This is a genomic window from Haloferax massiliensis (assembly GCF_001368915.1).
Taxonomy (GTDB): Archaea; Halobacteriota; Halobacteria; order Halobacteriales; family Haloferacaceae; genus Haloferax; species Haloferax massiliensis.
In genome coordinates this window covers 1089730-1109428 of sequence record NZ_CSTE01000002.1, presented here as the reverse complement: position 1 = coordinate 1109428, position 19699 = coordinate 1089730, and the positions used below count along the sequence as shown (strand labels likewise).

The window sequence follows — 19699 nt, the reverse complement described above, 5'->3', positions numbered from 1 at the left end:
ACTGCGGCCGCTCATTTTTCGAACTCCAGTCGCCTGAGCGCCGCGAGTCCGACGACGACCGCGAGGGCGGCCGCGGCGACGAGTCCCGGGTTCGACTCGGCCCCGCGGCCGCTGGCCCGCCAGTCCGCCGCGAACGCCTCGCGGAAGTACGCCGCGGCGGCCGGGTCAGACAGCGCGAGCACGACTTCGCGGTTCTCGCGGGCCGAGTGCCGGTTCCAGTTGAGACTGCCGACGAGCGCGGTGTCGTCGGCGACGACGCCCTTCGCGTGAATCGCGCCGTACCGCCCGCCGGGTCGCGAGAGCCGAACCGAGAGCGGATTTCCAGTCTCGTCGGCCCACTCGTTCAGCCGGTCGGCGAGTGCGCGGTTTTCCTCCTCGTCGTACCACGCGCTCCCGAGGAGGAGTCGGACGCGGACGCCGCGGCCGGCGGCGCGCTTGAGTGCGCGGACGAACGGGCCGTCGGCCTCGACGGTCGGCTGTAGCACGTCGATTCGGCTCTCGGCGGCGTCGAGTCGAGAGACGACCGCGGACTCGGCGTTGTCGGGCGCGCGGATGACGGCGACGCGGTCGACCCGGACCGACTCGGGCGCGATGCGCGAGGGATACGAACCGTTCGCCGATTCGGTGCGGACGAACGACCGGCCGACGCGGTACGTCTCCCACGGGGCGGTCTCGGGGAGACTCGCGTCGTCTTCGAACGTGGCCGCGAGGTCGGACGCGACGGCCGGCGAGCGCGCGACGACCCCCCAACCGCGGCTCTTTCGCCCCCCCGTCCCCGCGGGCTTCCAGTTTTCGGTCATCACGAGCGCCGCGTCGTCGACGACGGCGTACTTCGGGTGGTGAAACGAGTGGGGGTCGCCGACGACGCGGACCGAGACGCCGGCGTCGACGAGGCGGTCGAGGATGCGCGCCGACCGCCGTGGAAAGCCGCCGACCGGACTGTCTTCGACCAGTACCGAGACGGCAACGCCGCGCTCTCGGGCGGCGACGAGTTCGTCCGCGATGCGCGCGGAGGAGACGACGTAGCCGGCGAGCAGAACCCGCTCGTCGGCTGACTTGAGCGTCGAAATCGGCCGGTCCGGCGAGTCGGGGAGCACGAACAGCGTCGCGTTCGCGGGGCCGTGGGTCGTGACGCTCCGTCGGGGAAGCGCCCGCGGCCACCACGACCACCCGCCGTCTCGTCGTTCGAGGAGCGCGCCCTCGCGGCTCCGGTCGTAGCTGAGGCGGTCGGCGACGACGCCGTTTCCGCCCTCGTTGCCGTCGCCACTGACGACCCGGAGCGTGACCGTCTCGCCGCCGTTCGCGAGGTCGAGACCGGGCGCGACGACGGGGCGGCCGGTCAGGTTCGCCGCCGCGTCGGGGTCGGTGGCGACGGCGACCGCCCCGCCGGGCGCGACGAACGAGACGGTGTCTTCGCCGTCGGACAGCGCGAGTCCGGTTCCCGCGGGCGCGGCGACGGCGACGAACTCGCCGCGGTCGTCGGGCGTCGCCGGGTCGGGGAGCGCGGAGACGATTCGCGGGTCGCCCGATGCCGATAGGTCGGCGGTGGCGGCGGTGGCGGCGGTGGTGGCGGTGGCCGATTCGGTCGCGTTCTCCGACCCCGGCGCGGCCGCTATCGGCGCGGGGACGACGGCCGCGGCCGCGAGCAGGACGACGAGCGAGGCGGCGAACGCGGCGGTGAGTGGCCGGCGAGACACACCCCGCGATGGTCGCGTTCGCCTACAAAAACGTTCGCGACCGGGGACTCAGCGCGGGTGACTGCGGGAGAAATAGAACTAAGGGAGACCGCAGAACCGCCGGGGTGCCGCGTCGGTCGTGCGGCCTCAGACGGTCGCTTCGGCCTCGACGTCGTCGCCGAGGAACTCGGTGGCGAGCTCGGCCTCGCGCTGGACGAGGAACGAGCGGTCGTCTGCGTAGCCGGCGGCCGCTTCGAGCGCGTCCTCGGTGCCGATCTGCCGGAGCGCCCACGCGGCGCTGGCGCGGACGGAGTCGACGTCGTCGTCGGCGACGACGTCCGAGAGCGGTTCGACGGCACGGGTGTCGCCGATGAGGCCGAGCGCGCGCGCGGCGGCCGAGCGGACGTTGTCGTTCTCGGTGACGAGCTTGTTCGCGATGGGCTGGGTCGCCTCCTCGGAGCCGATTTCGCCGAGCGCCTTGAACACGACCTTCTGGAGCGCGGGGTCGCTGTCGGTGTCGACGTAGTCGACGAGCATCTCGACGCCCTCCTCGGCGGCCATCTTGCCGATGGCCTTGATGACGCCCTTGTCGCGGCGCTTGGCCTGCCCCTCGATGGTCTCGTAGGCGCGGTCGTCGTTCATCCGCGTGAACGCCTCGATGCAGTACTCCTGCATGAAGTCGGACTGGAAGCTCTCGAAGGCGAGGGCAATCATCTCGACGTTGCCGCGCTTCTCGTGTTCCTTCAGCGCCGACAGCTCCGGCGGGTAGTCCTTGTAGTGGCCGAGCACGTCGTAGAAGCCCTGGACCTGAAGTTGCTCGCGCGTTTCGAGGTCGTCCCACTCCTGAGCGTCGTCGAGGCCGTCCGCGAGGCCGTCGGCGACCTCGATGAGGTCCGCGATGGTCTCTGCGTCCTCGTCGGCGTCGAGGTCGGCCGCTTCGATAGCCGAGATGGCGTCGTCGACGGCGGCGGTGAGCGCCTCCTCGCCGTCGCCGTCGACCGAGACGCTCGCGTCGAGCACGCCGTTGAACTCGTCGGCGAACGTCTCGACCGCGGCGACGATTTCGCCTTCGCCCTGCTCGGTCCACCGGGTGTCCGTAATCGTGGACTTGGCTTCGTCGAGCGTCTCGACGGCGTCTTCGGCGTAGGGACCGCGCTGGGATTCGAGGTCGTCGCGCAGGTCGGACAGGCGCGATTCGATTTCCTCGGCGGGGTCCTCTTCGTCTTCGTCGTCCGGTTCGGGCAGGTCCGCGGCCTCCACGTCGGCCTCGATGTCGTCGAGCGTGGCCTCGACCTCGTCGAGGTCGGCTTCGGTCTCGGCCGCCTCCAGAGCCTCCTCGGCCTCGGTCAGGCGCTCGTCGAAGCTCTCGGGCGAGAGTTCTGTCGTGTCGTCGTCCCCGTCACTCATATGCCGGAAGTCCGTTCGACTGTGAAAAGAGCGTTTCCCTTCGCTTCGCGTCTCGGACCGGGACCGACCGTCGATTCCATCCGGGTCACTTTTTCGCGGCCCGTCCGTCCCTCCGAGCGTGACCGGTCCAACCATCGCCGTCCCGCAGCGCGCCGCGTTCGACCTCGACCCGGCGCGAAACGAGGCAGACGTGCGCGCCCGCGCCGCTGACCTCCCCGAGTCGGTCGACATCGCGCTGTTCTCCGAGTACGCGCTCACGGGCTTCGTCGCCGACAACCGCGCCTTCAGCGGTGCAATCTCGCGGGAGCGCGCGACCGACTTCCTCGCCTCCGTCGCCGCGGAAAACGAGTTCGACCTGCTCGCGGGCTACCTCGAACGCGACGGCGAGACGCTCTACAACGCGGCCGCCTACGTCCGGCCCGACGGCTCGGCGACCGTCTACCGCAAGCGACACCTCTGGGGCGGCGAGTCCGCGGTCGTCACGCCGGGCGACGAACTCGTCGTCGCGGACACGCCCGCCGGCCGGACGGGACTCCTCACCTGCTACGACCTGAACTTCGTCGGCGACAGCGCCGCGCTGACCGACGAGCGAGTCGACGCCCTGTTCGTCGTCGGCGCGTGGCCCGCCGCCCACTCGACGAACTGGCGACTGCTCTGTCGCGCCCGCGCCCTCGACGGGGTCCGGTGGCTCGTCGGCGCGAACCGGACGGGAAGCGGGTCGATTTCGGGGACCGCGGGCACGGAGTACGCGGGTCGCTCGCTCGTCGTTCGGCCCGACGGCGTCGTCGCGGCGGCGCTGAACCGCGGCGAGCGCGACCTCGTCTGGACGCTCGACCGCGACCTGCTCGCCGAACAGCGCGCGTTCGTCGGCTCGGTCGAGTAGCCGAAACCGGACTGCATCACCGGAACCGAGGGGGGTTTTTCCGACCCCGCCCAATCGAGGGCGATGACGGACACGCTCTTTACGCCGCTTACGCTCCGCGAGACGGAGGTCCGAAACCGAATCATGGTCTCGCCGATGTGCCAGTACTCCTCGACCGACGGCTTCGCCGACGACTGGCATCTCGTCCACCTCGGCAGCCGCGCCGTCGGCGGCGCGGGCATCGTGATGTCCGAGGCGACGGCCGTCTCCCCCGAGGGGCGCATCACGCCGAACGACCTCGGAATCTGGTCGGACGACCACGTCGAGAAGCTCCGGCAGATAACCTCGTTCGTCTCGTCGATGGGGAGCACGCCGGCCATCCAACTCGCCCACGCGGGCCGGAAGGCGAGCAAGACGCGGCCGTGGGAGGGAAGCGAGCCGGTCGCGCCCGAAGACGGCGGGTGGACCACCGTCGCACCCAGCGACCTGCCGTGGCCCTACGAGGGCGAGGCCCCGCCGACCCGAAAGCTATCGACCGACGGTATCGCGGGCGTCGTCGACGACTTCCGCGCGGCGGCCGAGCGCGCCCTCGACGCCGGCTTCGAAATCGCCGAGATTCACGCGGCCCACGGCTACCTCCTCCACGAGTTCCTCTCGCCGGTCACGAACCGCCGCGACGACGAGTACGGCGGCTCGTTCGAGAACCGGACGCGACTCGTCCGCGAGGTCACGGAAGCGGTCCGCGAGGTCTGGCCCGACGACAAGCCCGTCTTCGTCCGCATCTCGGCGACCGACTGGCTGGACGACCGCGAGTCGTGGGACGTCGAGCAGTCGGCCCGCCTCGCGGCCGACCTCGACGACCTCGGCGTCGACCTCGTCGACGTGAGTTCCGGCGGCATCCACCCCGACCAGCGGATTCCGAACACCGGCCCCGGCTATCAGATTCCCTTCGCGGAGGTCGTCCGCGAGGAGACCGACGCGATGGTCGGCGCGGTCGGCGGCATCCGAACCGCGCGCCACGCGGACGAGGTCGTTCGAAACGGCCGGGCCGACCTCGCCATCGTCGGCCGCGAGCATCTCTACGACCCGTACTTCGGGCTCCACGCCGCAGACGAACTCGACGCAGACGCGGAGTGGCCGCCGCAGTACCAGCGCGCCGTCCCGCGGCGGTAAGCGAGCGACTCTCGAAACGCCCTCCACGCTTCGCCCCTCGAACGCTTATCCCCGCGGCGGCCCAACCGTGGCCCATGAGCGACCGACGACGCGACGACGACATCCTCGACTTACTCGACGAACTCGGGGACACGCTCGACGAACTCGGCGCGGAACTCCGCGAGGAGCGCGACCGCAATCGGGGCCGCGGCCGCGACCGACGCGTCACCGGTGACGACCGGTTTCGGCCCCCGCGTCCGCCGACGTTCGGCGAGGTCCTGCGGTTCACCGAGTCGTACACCATCCCGACGGTCATCGCCGTCCTCGAAGCGACTATCGCCTCTCTCGAACTGCTCCGCCGCCTCATGCGGCTTTCCGACCCCGGCCGCGCGATGGAAGACGCCCGAGGCGAGACGGAGTCCCGGATGCGAAACGTCCCGAAGAGCGCCGTCTCCGGCGTCGACCGCGCCCTCGACGAACTCAGAAACGCGCTCTCGGAGGCCGACTTGCCCTCGAACCCCGAGGCTCGGGACGTGATGGACCGCGCCCGCTCGCTGGCCGACGAACTCGACGCGCGAATCACCGAGGCCGAACGCGAGCGGACCTCCCGCGAGCGCCGCTGGCGCGAGGACGAGCGCACGTTCGAATCCGAGTGGCAACGGCGCGACGAGAGCCGGCGCTCCCGCGACGAAACGCCCTCCCGCGACCCCGAACCGGTCGGCACGGGGCCGGTCCGAATCGACGTGACCGAGGAGGCCGACCCGGACGGCGACGACGGCGGGAGCGACGAGCCGACCGTCGACGTCGACGCCGAACTGGAGTCGATTAAGCGCGAAGTGAAAGGCGACGACGAAGACGACGAGACCGGCACGGACGCGGGCGACGAACCGAGCGACCGCTAAGCGCGGCACCCCCCGAGTTCTGCGTTCGACTCAGCGCGTCGGTCGCACGGCCACGCGGACCACGTCGCCGACCCACGCCGAAAGCGCGAGGAGCGCGACGCCCGCGCCGCCGGCCACGAGGACGGGCGTGAACTGCACGCCGTTGACGAGGACCGACAGCGCGAACAGAAGGGAGATGACGCCCACGAGCGCCAGCGCTGACGCCGCCCCGAGTCGCCACCACGCGAGGTGGGTCGCCCTCGATGTCTGGCGGACGGTCCGCGCAATCGCGGCACCGACGACGCCGAGGCCGACGAGATAGGCGGCGAACAGCACGTCGTAGCCCGCACCCGCGGACCCGAACGCGACTTCGAGGGCGTCGAAGCCGACGATGAGCAGGTACGTCGGGAGTTGGAACGGTTGGAACTGGACGCCGTAGCCGAGAGCGTACAGCCCGGCCAGTACCGCCGTGGCGACCGCCGCGTCGCGCGCGAAGGAGACGCCGCTAGTGCGGTTCATACCCGAGATAGAAGGTGTAGTTATATCAACACTCGCCCGCTCAGAGCGGTTCGAAGCGGTAGCCGTCCCACTCCTGACTCGCGGGTTCGCGGATGCCCGCGCCGGGTTCGCGGAGTTCCTCGCAGTAGACCGGTCGCACCTCGTCGCCGATGTCGACTTCGTCCTCGCCGGTGACCTGCCCGACGGCGCGGACGGGCTCGCCCTCCACGTCGAACTCGACGATGGCGAGCGTGTTGGGCTGGCGGACGCCCGGCGGCGTCGCCGTCGATTTCGTCCACGTCAGCACCGTCGCCGTGTAGTCGCTGAGGTCGACCGTGCCGACCGGCTCCTCGCCGCCGGGACCGACCGGGTGGCCGGGGTAGGTGATGCTCCCGTCGGGGTAGCGGTACGCCTCCATCGCGGGTTCGTCGTCGGACATTATCGGGACTCCATGATGGTCGTGGTCACGCAGTTGCCGAAGCCGCCGACGTTGCACGCGAGGCCCACGTCGGCGTCGACCTGCCGCTTGCCTGCGTCACCGATGAGCTGTTTGTAAATCTCGTACACCTGCGCGACGCCCGAGGCCCCGAGGGGATGGCCCTTCGATTTCAGGCCGCCGGACGTGTTGATTGGGAGGTCGCCGTCGCGGTCGGTGACGCCCTCGTCGACGGCCTTCCAGCCCTCGCCCTTCTCGAAGAAGCCGAGGTCCTCCGACTGGAGGAATTCGAGGATGGTGAACATGTCGTGGAGTTCGGCCACGTCGACGTCGTCGGGTTCGAGGTCGGCCATCTCGTAGGCGATCTCCGAGGAGTTGACGACGCCGCCCATCGTCGTCGGGTCGGCGCGCTCGTGGACGACGTGGGTGTCGGTCGCGCCGCCGATACCGGAGATGACGGCGTAGTCGTCGGTGTACTCGCGGGCGACCGACTCGGGACAGAAGACCAGCGCCGCCGAGCCGTCGGTGATGGGACAGAAGTCGTAGAGGCGAAGCGGGTCGGCGACGACCGGCGAGTCGAGGACGGTGTCGAGGTCGACCTCCTTGCGGAACTGGGCGTGTGGGTTGTCGACGCCGTTTTTGTGGTTCTTAACGGCGACCTTTCCGAGCGACTCCCGCGGGGCGTCGTAGGTGTCGAGGTAGAGGCGGGCGGTCAGCCCCGCGAAGGAGGGGAGCGTCACGCCGTGTTTGTACTCCACCGGGTGGGTCAGCGAGGCGATGACGTCGGTCGCCTCGGCCGTCGAGCGGTGGGTCATCTTCTCGCCGCCGACGAGCATCGTCATGTCGGACGCGCCGGAGGCGACCGACTGCCACGCGGCGTAGACGCCCGCGCCGCCGGACGAGGAGGTCTGGTCGATTCGGGCGGTGTAGGCGGGCATCGCCGCGAGGTCGTGGGCGAGGGCGTTCGGCACGCCCGTCTGGCCCTCGAACTCGCCGCTCGCCATGTTCGAGACGTAGAGGTGCTCGATTTCGTCGGGCGAGACGTCGGCGTCCGCGAGCGCGGCCTGCCCCGCCTCCGCGAGCAGTTCGCGAATCCACGCGTCCCGCTGCCCGAACTGGGTCATCGATGCACCGATAATCGCTACGCGGTCCATACGCGCACGTCGTCGCAGCGCGATTTAAAACCGGGCAATCCCTCGCCGGCACGTCTCAAACCGTTTATCAGTCGGTCGCCCGAACGACCGGCCATGGACGCCGAACGCCTCGCGCCGACGGTCGGAATCGTCGGCGCGCTGCTGCTCGCACTCGCCATCGCGATTCCCGCCGTCACCGTCGAGGCCGGGGACGGACAGGTGGCCGCCTACTACGCCGCGGGCCCGGTCGGCATCTCGTTCGTCGGGATGCTCGCACTGCTCGAAACCATCGTCTTCCTCTCGGGCAGACAGGGACGGACCGACCCGGCGACGGCCGCCGGACTCGCCTTCGTGCTCTCGCTTTCGATGCTCGGCGTCGCCGCGCTGTGGTCGTTCTCCATCGACCCGACGCTCCTGTTTAGCTTCGACCAGCAGTACTCGTGGCTCACCTACCACCGTTGGTCCGTCGTGGCCGCCGCGTTCGTCACCTTCGTCGGCGGCGCGTGGTACGCACGCGGCGTGTTGTAAACCGACCCACGGAACGAACGCCGACTTCTCGCGGGCGCGTCGCGTCGAACCACCCCGACGGTGTCCCCCGATTTTCCCGCCTCCGAGTCGAAAGGCCCTTAACAGTCGGTGGACAATGAGGGAGTGGACTAGGTCGGGCAGTTAGGCCCTGCTCTCCACCCGCGAAATAGGTCTTCAGCGGGGACCGAACACGGGCGCGTCCGGTCAGACCGGCGCGGGCCCCGGAAGCCAACGTAGAAACCTCGTCCTTCGGGGACAGCGGTTCCGCGTACCCCTTCCGCAGGGAAGGGTTCGCGCGGTTCATCGGTGGTACCCCGCCAGGCGCGGAAGCGAGCAGCGGACCATCGGACGTGCGTCGCTCGAGGGATCGCGGGGTGGAGGAGGCAACCGGGATTCCCCACGTCGGAACGCCGGGCAACCTCGCTGTCCACCCATTCATACCTCATTCAGTTACTCGCCGACCGGCCGGTCTCTCGGTCGGGAGTCATACGCCGCGCCTCGGGACTCGCGTGCCGGTCGTTCTCCGCCCCGCACGACTGCCGAGCGCCGACTGTCGGCACTCGGCGAACCTGAGATACCGCACAAGGGGTCTGTTTCCCCGGAGAGACGCTTACTGTTTGTTCTCGGGTTCCGTCTCGGTCGCGTCGGCCTCGTCTGCCTCGGCCTCGGCTTCGTCGTCATCGTCGTCGCTCTCGCCCTCTGCGCCCTTCTTCAGTTCCTCTTCGATTTCCTCGCGGCCGCGGCGGAACTCGCCCATCGCCTGCCCCGACGACCGGGCCAGTTGGGGGAGTTTGTTCGCGCCGAACAGGAGGACGATGATGAGCAGGACGATGAGCAGTTCTGGGCCGCCCGGCAGTCCGGGGAACAGCGGAATGGAATCCAGCATTACGTTCGGTTACGTTCGGGAGGAAGATAAGAGAGACGGTCCGGGATTGAGACCCGAACTCGCCGCAGTCCGCGTGTTTCTGCGATATCTCGGCGGTCACGCACCACAGTACGGTACGAGCGCCGCGGCCGACGCATCGGACCCGCGTCGGCCCGGTCTCACCTCTCACCTCGCGCCGCCCCGCGTTACTCTCGCGTCATCGCCAACTGGTTCATCCCGGGTTACCGCCAACTGGTCCAGCCGCCGTCGACGACGATGGACTCGCCGGTGACGTACTTCGAGAGGTCGCTGGCGAGGAACACCGCGACGCCGGCCACGTCGTCCGGTTCGCCCTGCCGACCGAGCGGAATCATCGCGGTCAACTGCGCCATCTGTTCCTCGCTGGTCTCCGCGGCCCCTTCCGGGCCGATTTTGGTCTTGATAGCGCCGGGGTGAATCGCGTTCACCCGTACGCCGTCCCCGCCGAGGCCGTGGGCGAGCGAGTACGAGAGCGTCCGGACGGCCCCCTTCGACGCGCTGTACGACGGGTAGTTGCCGTTGCCGAAGATGCCGTTGACGCTGGAGACGTTGATAATGCTCCCGCCGCCCGATTCGACCATCCGCCTTGCGGCCGCCTGCGCCCCGAAGTACACGCCCTTCAGGTTGATGTCCATCATCCCTTGGAACTCGTCTTCCGTGACGTCGAGGAACTCCTCGGGCCGCCAGATGCCGGCGTTGTTCACCATCACGTCCACGCCGCCGAACGCCTCGGCGGCGTCCATCGCCGCCTCGAACGCGGCCGGGTCGGTCACGTCGAGTTCGACGTACGTCGACGACGAGTCGGTGTCGGCCTCGATTTTCTCGTGGGTGGGCGCGCCGCCCTCCTTCGGGTCTTCGCGGATGTCGCAGACCACCACGTCCGCGCCCTCCTCGGCGTAGGCCAGCGCGATTCCCCGTCCGATTCCCGAGCTACCGCCGGTGACGACCGCAACGTGGCCGTCGAGCAGACTCATCTGTAATACACCTCACACGAATATCGACGGAATAATAGTTAAGGATAGCCGCCGATTCCGACGAGGCCGAGAGTCGCTGAGCGCTCTCCGCGGCGAGTAGCGGTCCGGAGAAGATGCACCGGCTGGGAATCGAACCCAGATAATTGGCTTGGAAGGCCAATGTCTTACCATTAGACCACCGGTGCTCATTTCATTCGCACCGTGCATCGACGGACTCCGTCCGTCTCAACACCGGTGCTCGCTCGCTTCACTCGCTCGCACCGAGCCTCGGCCTCGCTTCGCTCGGCCGAGACACCGGTGCGCGCGAACGTCGCGTCTATCCCTTCATTCTCGACGCCCCAATAAGGATGTTACCTTTTCGGTCAGGCGGCGAGGGAGGTCGATTCGCCGCCCTCGGCGGGGTTGTCGGGGGCGCTCCCGACCACTTCGAACCCGAACTCCGTCTCGGCTTCCGCCTCCCCGTCGACGACGACGACCGTCACGTCCCGCTCGTCGGGGATGGCGACGCCTAACTCGCCGTCGGCGTCGGTCGTGCCGGCGGTCTCGCCGTTTATCGTCACCGTCGCGTTCTCCACGGGCGTCCCGTTCCGCGTGACGACGACCGTCGCGTTCTCACCGGCGGAGACGTCCCCGTCGAAGCTCACGCTGAGGTTGCCCTCGGCGTCGGTTTCGGCGCGCTCTGCGTCGTCAGTCTCGTTTTCGGCCGCTTCGACCTCGGCGTTCGCGTCAGCCTCTGCCTCCGCCTCGGCCGTCTCCTCCGCGCCGACCTTCGTAATCGGGACGTCCGTCCCCGACTCGCTCACGACGGGCTTGAGGATGTACTTCCCGCTGCCCCCCGCCTCGAACGCGGTGATGTCGAAGACGAAGTCCACGGACTCGCCGTTGCCGACCTCGAAGTCCGTGTTGAGCTGAAGCTTGTTACTGGGGAGCTTCACGTTGACCTGTTCGCCGGTCTTCAGCGTCCCGTTCACGTCGCTCACGTGCACAAAGACCTTCGTGTAGTTGCCTTCCGGTACGTCGTATTCGCCCACGAGACTCGCGTTCTCGCCCTGCAGTTCGGTCAGGTCGACGGTCGCGTTGTCGACCTCGTAGGTGACGCTCGACTCGCCTTCGGCCGCGTCGGTGTCGTTCGCGTCGGCCGATTCGATGTCTGCATCGGCGTCGGCATCAGCGTCGGCGTCGGCGTCGGCGTCGACCGACCCGTTGGTCGAGGCGGACGTGTTCGTCGCGTTCGCCGTCGCGTCGGCTTCGATTTCCACCTCGACGCTCGCGTTCGCCTCCGCGTCGGCGTCGGTCTCAGTCTCGGTGTCGGTCTCGTTTTCCGCGTCGGCGTCGGCTTCGGCTTCGGTTTCGCTCTCGGCCTCCGCGTCACCGTCCGCGCGGACGAGCGTCACGCGCTCGATGGTGACGTTGAGACGTTCGAAGTCCGCGATGGCGTTCTGCTCGTCGCTCACGTAGAAGTTCACGGTCCCGGTCCGGGCCGCGTCGCCGCCGTCGGACGACGCGGTCGTCGTCGCGTCGGCGCTCCCGTCAGTCTGCGTCTCGGTCGTCGTGCCGGCCCCGCCCGCACAGCCGGCCAGTACGACCATGAGCGCGAGCAGGACAGTCGCAAGTCCAGTACGTTTCATCGTGGGAGACCGTACTGGCCGCGGGAACTTTAGAAGGGTGTTCGTAGACCTCGGTTTTCACCGATTTTCGCCGAATTACCGCCTCAGTCGTCCGCGTGCGACTCGTTGAACCGTTTTGCCTTGTCGAGCAGGCCGGGCGAGATGCCGGGCACGTCGTCGACGCTCACCGCGCCCTCGGCGCGAATCTCGTCGAGGCTCTTGGGGAACTCGCGGAGTTCCATGTGGATGGCGATGCCTGCCTTCGCGCCCTTGCCCATCGCCACCGGAATCTGGTTGTGGCCGGGGGTGATGTCGCCGACGGCGAACACGCCGTCGACGCTGGTCCGGCCGTGGTCGTCCACGGGGACCGTCCCGTCGTCGTCGAGGTCCACGTCGAGCGCCTCGAACAGCGTCGTGTTGTAGTTCGAGCCGTACATGGCGAAGCCGCCTTTGTACTCGCGGACGGTGCCGTCTTCGAACTCGAAGCTCTCCAGCCAGCCGTCGTCGCGCTTCGTCATGCCCGAAATCTCCTCCTCGACGATGTCGACGGGGTGCGCGCGGACGAGTTCGTCCGTCTCGTCGGACCACGTCGGCTCGTCGCCCCGGAGCAGCAGGTCCACCTCGTCGGTGAAGTTGAGCATAATCATGGCGACGTAGGCCGCCGAGTCGGAGTGGCCCATCACGTACACCGACTCGTCGACGAACATGTAGGCGTCGCAGTGCAGGCAGTAGTGCAGGCCCTTTCCGGTGCGGGGAAGCGGCGGGTCGGGGCGCTCGTCGTTGAAGCCGACGCCGAGGACGACGCGCTCGGCGACGAACTCGCCCTCGTTGGCGACGAGGCGGAACCTGCCGTCGTCCAACTGCTCCGCGTCGGTCACGAAGTCGCGGTGGATGTCGGTCCCGTACTCTTCGAGTTGCCCGCGCGCGGTTTCGAGGAACTCGTTGCCGGAGACGTCCTCGGTGACGCCGATGACGTTGTGCGTGTCGAGCATCATGGCCGCGCGGCCGCCGCCGCGGTCCACGAGCGCGGTGTCGTGGCCCAGTCGCGTCGTGTAGAGCGCGGTCTGGAGGCCCGCGGGGCCGCCGCCCACGACGACAACCTCGTACTCCCGTGGTTCGTCGGTCTCGGTCATACACGGGAATTCGTCGCGGCGCTCTTAAGCCCACATCACCTGTGCGCGGCCGGCATCCACCCGAGACGAGTTAGCAACCCGCACGCCAACCGCGACGCCCGAAGCCGACCGCGCTCACAGCGACCGCGACGCTCAGCGCCCGGCGACGACGGCGTAGCAGTTCCCGCTGGACACCGTCGATTCGACGACCGCGAGGTCGCTCGCGTCGAGGTCGGCGTCGAACTCGTCGGGCGCGTAGATGTGGTAAAATCGGGGGACCGTCTCGCCGCCGGGGAGCGTCCAGTCGACCGTCGTGTCGAAGCCGTCCTCGCGGTCGAAGGTGTCGTGGGCCGTGCTCCACGCGCTGACGACCGCGCGGCCGTCGGCGTCGAGCACGCGCGCGAGTTCGTTCAGGCTCGCCACGCGCGCCGCCCGCGGCGCGAGGTGGTGAATCGTCGCCACGTACACCGCGAGGTCGAAGGCGTCGGCGGCGAATGGGAGCCGCGAGGCGTCGCCCTGCACGAGTCCGGCGTCGAAGCCGCGCTCGGCCGCCCGCGCGACCGCCTCGTCGAGCAGGCCGCGGCTCACGTCGAGGCCGACGACCTCGTCGGCGTGTGCAGAGAGGAGTTCGACGTGCCGACCGTTTCCACAGCCGAGGTCGAGCGCGCGTTCGGCCGCCCCCGACTCGGTCGCGTCGTCGACGAACGACTCGACTTCGGGCCACGGGTACTCGCGGGTCGACGCGAAGTGCGACGCGATGCGGTCGTACGTCTCGCGGACCCCGTCTCGGGGTTCGTCTCCGTCCATGCCGGTCGGTCGCGGCGGCGGGACAAAGACCGCACGGGTCGCGTCGCGGTCGGCGGGAGCAGGCGGTCGGCGGGCGGGCCACGCGCGGTCAGATGAACATGAACGTCACGTAGGTGATGACGAGCAGGATGGCCGCGTGTTTGACGCCGTCGGCGACCTGTCCCTCACCGAGCTGTCCGGCGATGAGCCCCGAGCAGAGCCCCTGAATCGCCGTGACGTGGAAGAACAACAGCGTGTACGAGGCCGTGTTCACGTCGCGCAGGCCCGAGAACGTGCCCGAACTGACGCCCGCGACCTCGCCGGAGCCGACGGCACCGGCGCTGGCCTGCTCGACCGCCGGGATGAACGACACCGTCAGCGCGGCGATGATACCGAGGAAGACGAGAAACGAGATGTAGATGACGAGGAGGTAGGTGACCATCTCTTGGTTCCGCTCGCGGGCGAGGCGGCGGCTGTCTTGGGCCTCGTTGGCCGCGATGCGGAGCACGGGCGCGAGGTCACCGCTGGCGCTCATCGCGTTGGCGATGAGGGTCACCGACCGCGACACCATCGGACTCGCCGTCCGGCGGTCCATCCGCCGGAGGGCGGTCTGGGCGTCGGCCCCCCAGTCGATGTCGCGGACGACGCGGGTGACCTCGTCGCCGAGCGGCCCGAGGTCCGACGCCGACACCCGGCGGAGGCTCTGGACGACCGTCAGGCCGGCCTCGTTGACGCTGGCGAGGCGGTCGAGGAAGTCGGGCATGCTCCGCTCGATGGCGCGGATTCGACGCTTCCGAAGCTCGTGGAACGCCGAGACGACGACGAGCGCGCCGATTGCGGCCTCGACGACGTGTTGGTCCGCCGCGTCGGCGACGCCGAGTATCGTCGGGTCCGCGGGGAGCGTGGTCCGGAGCGCGACCCAGACCAGCCCCAGCGGGACGGTGAGCGCGAGCGCGGCGAGCGGCTTGCGTCCGAGGGTGTCGAGCGGGCGCTCGAACCAGTCGCGAACCGCGCGGAAGCGGTCGAAGGCGGCGAGTCGCTCGCGGTTCGCGCCCCACGGGTCGCCTCGGACGTCGCGGGCGGCCCGCCGCCGTCGGCGGATGTGCCGATACGGCGAACCGAGTCGCTCGCGGTGTCCGCGCCGTCGTCCGCGACCGTCGCGCCCCGGAGCGACTCGGTGATGCTGTCGATGTAGACGACGAAGCCGAAACTCGCCAGCGGGATGCCGACGTAGCCGACGACCCGGATGAGCGTCAGCGTGTCCGCGAGGACGAGGCCGATGACGACGAGGACGGTGATGAAAAACAGCGGGCCGGCGACGAGGACGGTGACGTACACCTCCGCGAACGTCGAAAGCAGGTCGAGGTACTGCTGTTGTTGGGCCTCCGCCTCCGCCTGAAACCGCTCGTACTGCTCTTGGAGGAACGACGAGAGGTTGCGGCCGCTCCCGAGGACGCTGGCGAGGTTCTCGGCGAACTCTTCGAGGCTCGGACTCGGCGTCCGCGTGGCCATCGACTGGAGGGCGGTGAGCACGTCGGTGCCGAAGGCGTCCATGTCGCGGACGACGATGCCGACCTCGCGCGCCGCCTCGCCGTAGATGGCCTCGTTTCGGGCCAGCGTCTCCAGCACCTTCGGGAACGGCATCCCCGACCGCGACAGCGCGAAGACGAACGCGACCGTCCGCGGGAGCGTCGCCTCGATTTCCGACGAGCGGGTCCGCGCCCGCTCGGTGAGGACGTACCACCGGCCCCAGTAGACGCCGAGCGCGAGGAGCGTCCCGAGCGTCGCGCTCGAAAGCAGAAGCGCGAGAAACAGGTCGTGGAGCGAGAGCGCCCGAATGCTCGTGAGGCCGCCGAGGAAGCCGAGCGGAGCGGGGAGGACCTCCCGAATCGTCTCGGACTGGACGGCGAGGGTGTCGAGCGCCGCGGCGGCGAGGTAGACGCCGAAGACGCTCCCGGCGACGCCGAAGACGCCCGCCATGAGGAGCGTCCGCGAGGCGTACACCCGGTGTGTGACGCTCACGTGCGCCGCCCGCAGTTGGTTTCGCTGTCCCCTGCGCCGGGGGTTCTCGTTGGCGACGTAGAACCCGAAGACGGAGAGCGCGACCCGCGAGACGAGGAGGTCGGCGGCGCGGCTCACCGGCGACAGGACGACGGGGAGGACGAGGAGGACGGCGAGGACGAGGGGGAGCAGAGACAGGAACTGCGCGGCGGGCATCTCAGGCCTCCGAGCCGGCGTCGACGATGTTCTCGTCGGCCTCGACGCGCCGCATCACGTCTTCGGAGTCCGCGTAGTACTCGTTGATGAGCGCCGTAAAGCGCCGGTAGTCGGTGACGCCCTTATCGAGGAGGTACCGGAGGAACGTCTCGCGTCGCCGGAGTTCGCGCCGGAGTTCGGTCCGCGACCAGCCGTTCTCGCGCTGAATTTCGGTGAGAAGCGAGCTGTCGTTCTGGCTGAACGTGTCGGTCTCGGGCTCCCACGCGAACGCAGACGAGTAGTCGAGTTCGCCGGTCCGCTGGTCGATGTCGCCGATTTCGCCGATGGTCTGCGAGCGGCGGACGCGCTCGCCGTCGTGGCGGGTGAGCGTCTGGACGCACAGCAGGTCCAGCGACTGCACCATCGCGCGGGGGACGTTGATGGGCTCGTTTTCGAGGCGGTTGATGACCGTCTCGATGCTGTCGGCGTGCATCGTCGAGAACGTCGTGTGGCCGGTGTTCATCGCCTGAAACAGCGTCACGGCCTCGTCGCCGCGCACCTCGCCGACGATGATGTACTCGGGGCGGTGCCGGAGCGCGGAGCGAAGCAGGTCGTACATCGAGATGTCGGTCCCCTCGTGGAGTCGCTCGCGGGTGACGGACGACAGCCAGTTGTCGTGGTAGAGCGCGAGTTCGCGGGTGTCCTCGATGGACAGCACCTTCGACCGCGGCGGGACGAACATCGACACCGCGTTCATCGAGGTGGTCTTGCCCGAGGCGGTGCCGCCCGCGAAGATGAGGCTCTTGTTGTGTTCGATACAGAGCCACAGGTAGGCCATCTGCTCGATGGAGAACGTGCCGTAGCGCACGAGGTCGATGGGCGTGAACGGCTCTTCGGCGTACAGGCGGATGGTGAACGCCGACCCCCGCGGCGTGACCTCCTCGCCGAGTGCTAGCTCTGCGCGCGCGCCGTTCGGAAGCGTCGTCCCGAGGACGGGGTCGCCGACGCTGATGTGCTGACCCGAGCGCTGGGCGAGTCGGATGACGTAGTTGTCGAGCTCCTCGGCCTCGAACGAGACGTTGGTGGCGATGTCGGTGTACTCGTCGTGGTAGACGAAAAGCGGCAGGTCGTAGCCGTCACACGAGATGTCCTCGATGTGCGGGTCCTTCATCAGCGGGTCCAGCGGTCCGTAGCCGTGGAAGTCGCGCCGGAGGTAGTACAGAAGCGTGTAGAAGGTGTTCATGTCGAGTTCCAGCCCGTACTGTTCGAGAATCGACTGGAGTTCCTCGACGAGCGCCGTCTCGGTCCGCGGGTCCGCCTCGCGGCGGTACAAAAGCGGGTCGCGGACGTCGGTGCGGACGCGTTCGAGCAGCGACGCCTCGAACGCGTCGAGGTCGGGTTCGACGGTGTGGTACCGGTGGGCGGTCGCGTCACCGTCGTAGGTGACGACGACGTAGGCGAAGGGGGCGTTCACCCAGTAGCGCTCGACCTCCTCGTGGCCCTCGGGGACCTCGTACGTCCCGAGCGGCGTGTCGTCGGGCGAAAGCGGGCGCACGTCGAGGTCAGACCCCCGCAGCATCTCCGCGGTTCGGCGCAGGAGCCGTTCGGCCTCGGCGGCCGCGGCGTCGAACTCCCCGTCGGCGAGGAGTCTCAGCACCCCTCGGTCGGCCCGCGGGTCGCGCGTCACCGTCGTCTCGCTCGTCGTATCTCGTGCCATCGTCACCCGGTCAGTTGGTCGGGAGGTATGGCGGGTCAGCACTTAAAAGGTCCGCGCGGGAGACTGTCACTCGGGGTGAACGACCGGCCCGCGGCGCGCGTTCAGGTCCGGTCGACGGTCAGGAGAACGCCGGCGAGGACGAGCGCGATGACGACGCCGACCGGGAGCGGAACCCCCGGGAGCCCGCGCGTCGCGAGCAGATACGTCGCCGCGGCGAAGACGACGCCGACGACGCCGAGGAGTCCGCCGAGGACCCGAACGGGGTCGACCGGCCCGGCTTCGACCCGCTCGTCGCGCAGGTAGTAGACGAGGGAGAACAGCACCGCGAGCGCGAGGACGGCCGCGCCGACGACCCACGCCTGATAGGCGACGGCGACGGTCTGTCCCGACTGGACTGAAAGCGAAGCAAGCGGGGACCTGACCACGACGGGAGTGGAGAGTCCCCACGAGAACTGAATCTCGGCGAAGGGGAACCGGATATAAAGCAGGCTCACGCCCGAGAGGTTCTGCGTGTACGTGACGTTCCACGGGACGAGCGCGCAGAGCCACGTCGAGACGACGGCCAGCGCACCCGCGTGTTCGGAGCGGACCCAGACCATAGGACAATCGCACGGTCTGACAGGTAAAAACTACCGACGGCGCGGGCACGTCGGCGGGGCGGCGCGGTCGCAGGCGGTCCCCGGTCCGGTCGACTCCTCAGGAGAGTCGTTCGGGGTCGTGAGTCAGGTCGCTCTCCGCGGCGTCGCCGGTGTTGAGCGTCTCGGTCGGCTCGACGAGGAGCACCTCGGTCGGTTCGAGTGCCACGGGCCGGTGTTCGACGCCGCGGGGGACCACGAGGAGGTCGCCCGGCCCGAGGTCCGCGTCGTCGCGGTCGCGGAACTCGATTCGGAGCCGCCCGTCGCGGACGAGAAACAGCTCGTCTGTCTCGTCGTGGGCGTGCCAGACGAACTCGCCGTCGAGCTTCGCGACCTTCACCGCGTAGTCGTTCAGCTCCGCGGCGATTCTCGGGGCCCACGTCTCGTCGAACGACGCGAAGCTCTCGTCGAGGTTGACGGGTTCCATACGCGGTTCGCTCGCGGCGGCGACCGATAACGGTTGTGACCGACGCGGGGGCGGCCGGCGTTCGCTCGGCGCGTCCCGACTCCGGCGGCGGCCGGAACCGACGAGAGCGGCGTTCCCGTGTCGAACCGGCGCATTCGGCCGGTTTCGACCCCGGAACCACGTTCGGGGGGCGTCACGTTAATAGGCCGCGCAGTACAACCAACAGTACGGAATGCGGCGTGACTACTTCGAACTCGATGTCCGCGACGTCGATTGGTACGAGGACGACGGCGACCCCCGCCAACCGACAGTATCTATCGACTTCTACGGCCCGGCCGAGGAGCTTCGGTCTCGGTTCCTCTCGACCGGCGGCGACGTGGTCGCCGCGGAGGAACTGGACGTCTCCTTTCGGTTGCAAGACTCCGTCGACGACGACGACGCCCGCGGCGTCGTGAGCGTGACGGACCGACTCACCGGCGACTACGTCCTCGAACTCAACGCTCGGGCGGAGGACGTACTGGACTTCATCCGCGCGGCCCGCGAGTACGGGCGCGTCGCGGGCGACGACGAGGGGCGCTACCGCGTCGACGTGGCCATCGAGGGCGACCACTTCGAGACCTTCGAGAAATCGACGTTCCTCGTCTACGACGGCGACGGGACGCTCCTGCGGAGCCAGAGTCTCATCCCCTCGGGCGTCGAGCTCTGAGGGCGCTCGCCGAGCCGACGGCGCGGACGACGCTCTCTCACTCTCTCGACGCGTTCCTCACGCTCGTTCGTGTACGATATCGG

18 protein-coding genes, 1 tRNA gene, 1 other RNA gene and 1 pseudogene are annotated in these 19699 nt (G+C 69.0%); 6 read left to right on the top strand and 15 right to left on the bottom strand.

All coding sequences use genetic code 11. The features are described 5' to 3' along the window. Positions 1-11: 11 nt before the first annotated feature. A complete protein-coding gene (locus BN996_RS09715; RefSeq protein ID WP_089778599.1) occupies positions 12-1697 on the bottom strand; it encodes a phospholipase D-like domain-containing protein in 1686 nt (561 codons plus the stop codon). A gap of 126 nt (positions 1698-1823) precedes the next feature. Then, positions 1824-3083 carry a HEAT repeat domain-containing protein gene (locus BN996_RS09710; RefSeq protein WP_089778597.1) on the bottom strand — a complete coding sequence of 420 codons (1260 nt, stop codon included), beginning with the start codon at positions 3081-3083 and terminating at the stop codon, positions 1824-1826. Between the two features lie 118 nt (positions 3084-3201). On the opposite strand from BN996_RS09710, the gene BN996_RS09705 reads away from it, so the two are divergent. From BN996_RS09705 to BN996_RS09695, 3 genes are all read left to right on the top strand, one after another. Further along, complete coding sequence (locus tag BN996_RS09705) at positions 3202-3966, top strand: carbon-nitrogen hydrolase family protein (protein WP_089778595.1); 765 nt, start codon at positions 3202-3204, stop codon at positions 3964-3966. A gap of 63 nt (positions 3967-4029) precedes the next feature. After that, complete coding sequence (locus BN996_RS09700) at positions 4030-5118, top strand: NADH:flavin oxidoreductase/NADH oxidase (protein ID WP_089778593.1); 1089 nt, start codon at positions 4030-4032, stop codon at positions 5116-5118. Positions 5119-5192: 74 nt separating this feature from the next. Then, a complete protein-coding gene (locus tag BN996_RS09695) occupies positions 5193-5999 on the top strand; it encodes a DUF7547 family protein (protein ID WP_089778591.1) in 807 nt (268 codons plus the stop codon). Positions 6000-6029: 30 nt separating this feature from the next. Here the strand turns inward: BN996_RS09695 and BN996_RS09690 are convergent, their stop codons facing one another. Genes BN996_RS09690 through BN996_RS09680 form a run of 3 tightly spaced genes read right to left on the bottom strand, consistent with a single transcriptional unit; the run spans position 6030 to position 8066 of the window. Further along, positions 6030-6497, bottom strand: a complete 468-nt coding sequence (locus BN996_RS09690; RefSeq protein WP_089778589.1) for a hypothetical protein — start codon at positions 6495-6497, stop codon at positions 6030-6032. A 40-nt stretch (positions 6498-6537) separates the two neighbouring features. After that, on the bottom strand, positions 6538-6915 hold the full coding sequence (locus BN996_RS09685; RefSeq protein WP_089778587.1) for an OB-fold domain-containing protein: 378 nt from the start codon (positions 6913-6915) through the stop codon (positions 6538-6540). Next, a complete protein-coding gene (locus tag BN996_RS09680) occupies positions 6915-8066 on the bottom strand; it encodes a thiolase family protein (RefSeq protein ID WP_089778585.1) in 1152 nt (383 codons plus the stop codon). The genes BN996_RS09685 and BN996_RS09680 overlap by 1 nt, the downstream gene beginning before the upstream one ends. 93 nt (positions 8067-8159) lie before the next feature. Here BN996_RS09680 and BN996_RS09675 point away from each other — a divergent pair, with 93 nt between their 5' ends. Next, positions 8160-8573, top strand: a complete 414-nt coding sequence (locus BN996_RS09675) for a DUF7548 family protein (RefSeq protein ID WP_042665380.1) — start codon at positions 8160-8162, stop codon at positions 8571-8573. 121 nt (positions 8574-8694) lie between these two features. Further along, positions 8695-9006, top strand: an RNA gene (gene ffs, locus BN996_RS09670) — signal recognition particle sRNA. Between the two features lie 177 nt (positions 9007-9183). Here ffs and tatA read toward each other — a convergent pair. From tatA to BN996_RS09620, 10 genes and pseudogenes are all read right to left on the bottom strand, one after another. After that, a complete protein-coding gene (gene tatA, locus BN996_RS09665; protein ID WP_089778583.1) occupies positions 9184-9459 on the bottom strand; it encodes a twin-arginine translocase TatA/TatE family subunit in 276 nt (91 codons plus the stop codon). A gap of 221 nt (positions 9460-9680) precedes the next feature. Further along, positions 9681-10451 carry an SDR family oxidoreductase gene (locus BN996_RS09660; RefSeq protein WP_089778581.1) on the bottom strand — a complete coding sequence of 257 codons (771 nt, stop codon included), beginning with the start codon at positions 10449-10451 and terminating at the stop codon, positions 9681-9683. Between the two features lie 114 nt (positions 10452-10565). Next, positions 10566-10636, bottom strand: a tRNA-Gly gene (locus tag BN996_RS09655). A gap of 177 nt (positions 10637-10813) precedes the next feature. Beyond that, entirely contained in the window at positions 10814-12040 is a 1227-nt protein-coding gene (locus BN996_RS09650; protein WP_089778579.1) for a DUF4382 domain-containing protein, read from the bottom strand. A 122-nt stretch (positions 12041-12162) separates the two neighbouring features. Continuing rightward, a complete protein-coding gene (locus BN996_RS09645) occupies positions 12163-13191 on the bottom strand; it encodes an NAD(P)/FAD-dependent oxidoreductase (RefSeq protein WP_089778577.1) in 1029 nt (342 codons plus the stop codon). Positions 13192-13323: 132 nt separating this feature from the next. Continuing rightward, entirely contained in the window at positions 13324-13977 is a 654-nt protein-coding gene (locus tag BN996_RS09640; protein WP_089778576.1) for a class I SAM-dependent methyltransferase, read from the bottom strand. Between the two features lie 88 nt (positions 13978-14065). After that, positions 14066-16173 (bottom strand): annotated as a pseudogene (locus tag BN996_RS09635) (type II secretion system F family protein). Position 16174: 1 nt separating this feature from the next. After that, a complete protein-coding gene (locus BN996_RS09630; protein WP_089778574.1) occupies positions 16175-17869 on the bottom strand; it encodes a type II/IV secretion system ATPase subunit in 1695 nt (564 codons plus the stop codon). A 101-nt stretch (positions 17870-17970) separates the two neighbouring features. Then, entirely contained in the window at positions 17971-18468 is a 498-nt protein-coding gene (locus BN996_RS09625; protein ID WP_089778572.1) for a DUF7549 family protein, read from the bottom strand. 97 nt (positions 18469-18565) lie between these two features. Continuing rightward, positions 18566-18931 carry a cupin domain-containing protein gene (locus tag BN996_RS09620; protein ID WP_089778570.1) on the bottom strand — a complete coding sequence of 122 codons (366 nt, stop codon included), beginning with the start codon at positions 18929-18931 and terminating at the stop codon, positions 18566-18568. Between the two features lie 211 nt (positions 18932-19142). Here BN996_RS09620 and BN996_RS09615 point away from each other — a divergent pair, with 211 nt between their 5' ends. Beyond that, positions 19143-19616, top strand: coding sequence for a DUF5793 family protein (locus BN996_RS09615; protein WP_089778568.1), 474 nt, complete (start codon positions 19143-19145; stop codon positions 19614-19616). Positions 19617-19699 lie beyond the last annotated feature (83 nt).

Coding starts and splice junctions, on each gene's coding strand:
- BN996_RS09710 (WP_089778597.1), bottom strand. CDS start 3,083: ATGAGTGACGGGGACGACGACACGACAGAACTCTCGCCCGAGAGCTTC.
- BN996_RS09700 (WP_089778593.1), top strand. CDS start 4,030: ATGACGGACACGCTCTTTACGCCGCTTACGCTCCGCGAGACGGAGGTC.
- BN996_RS09695 (WP_089778591.1), top strand. CDS start 5,193: ATGAGCGACCGACGACGCGACGACGACATCCTCGACTTACTCGACGAA.
- BN996_RS09690 (WP_089778589.1), bottom strand. CDS start 6,497: ATGAACCGCACTAGCGGCGTCTCCTTCGCGCGCGACGCGGCGGTCGCC.
- BN996_RS09685 (WP_089778587.1), bottom strand. CDS start 6,915: ATGTCCGACGACGAACCCGCGATGGAGGCGTACCGCTACCCCGACGGG.
- BN996_RS09680 (WP_089778585.1), bottom strand. CDS start 8,066: ATGGACCGCGTAGCGATTATCGGTGCATCGATGACCCAGTTCGGGCAG.
- BN996_RS09675 (WP_042665380.1), top strand. CDS start 8,160: ATGGACGCCGAACGCCTCGCGCCGACGGTCGGAATCGTCGGCGCGCTG.
- tatA (WP_089778583.1), bottom strand. CDS start 9,459: ATGCTGGATTCCATTCCGCTGTTCCCCGGACTGCCGGGCGGCCCAGAA.
- BN996_RS09660 (WP_089778581.1), bottom strand. CDS start 10,451: ATGAGTCTGCTCGACGGCCACGTTGCGGTCGTCACCGGCGGTAGCTCG.
- BN996_RS09650 (WP_089778579.1), bottom strand. CDS start 12,040: ATGGTCGTACTGGCCGGCTGTGCGGGCGGGGCCGGCACGACGACCGAG.
- BN996_RS09645 (WP_089778577.1), bottom strand. CDS start 13,191: ATGACCGAGACCGACGAACCACGGGAGTACGAGGTTGTCGTCGTGGGC.
- BN996_RS09640 (WP_089778576.1), bottom strand. CDS start 13,977: ATGGACGGAGACGAACCCCGAGACGGGGTCCGCGAGACGTACGACCGC.
- BN996_RS09630 (WP_089778574.1), bottom strand. CDS start 17,869: ATGGCACGAGATACGACGAGCGAGACGACGGTGACGCGCGACCCGCGG.
- BN996_RS09625 (WP_089778572.1), bottom strand. CDS start 18,468: ATGGTCTGGGTCCGCTCCGAACACGCGGGTGCGCTGGCCGTCGTCTCG.
- BN996_RS09620 (WP_089778570.1), bottom strand. CDS start 18,931: ATGGAACCCGTCAACCTCGACGAGAGCTTCGCGTCGTTCGACGAGACG.
- BN996_RS09615 (WP_089778568.1), top strand. CDS start 19,143: ATGCGGCGTGACTACTTCGAACTCGATGTCCGCGACGTCGATTGGTAC.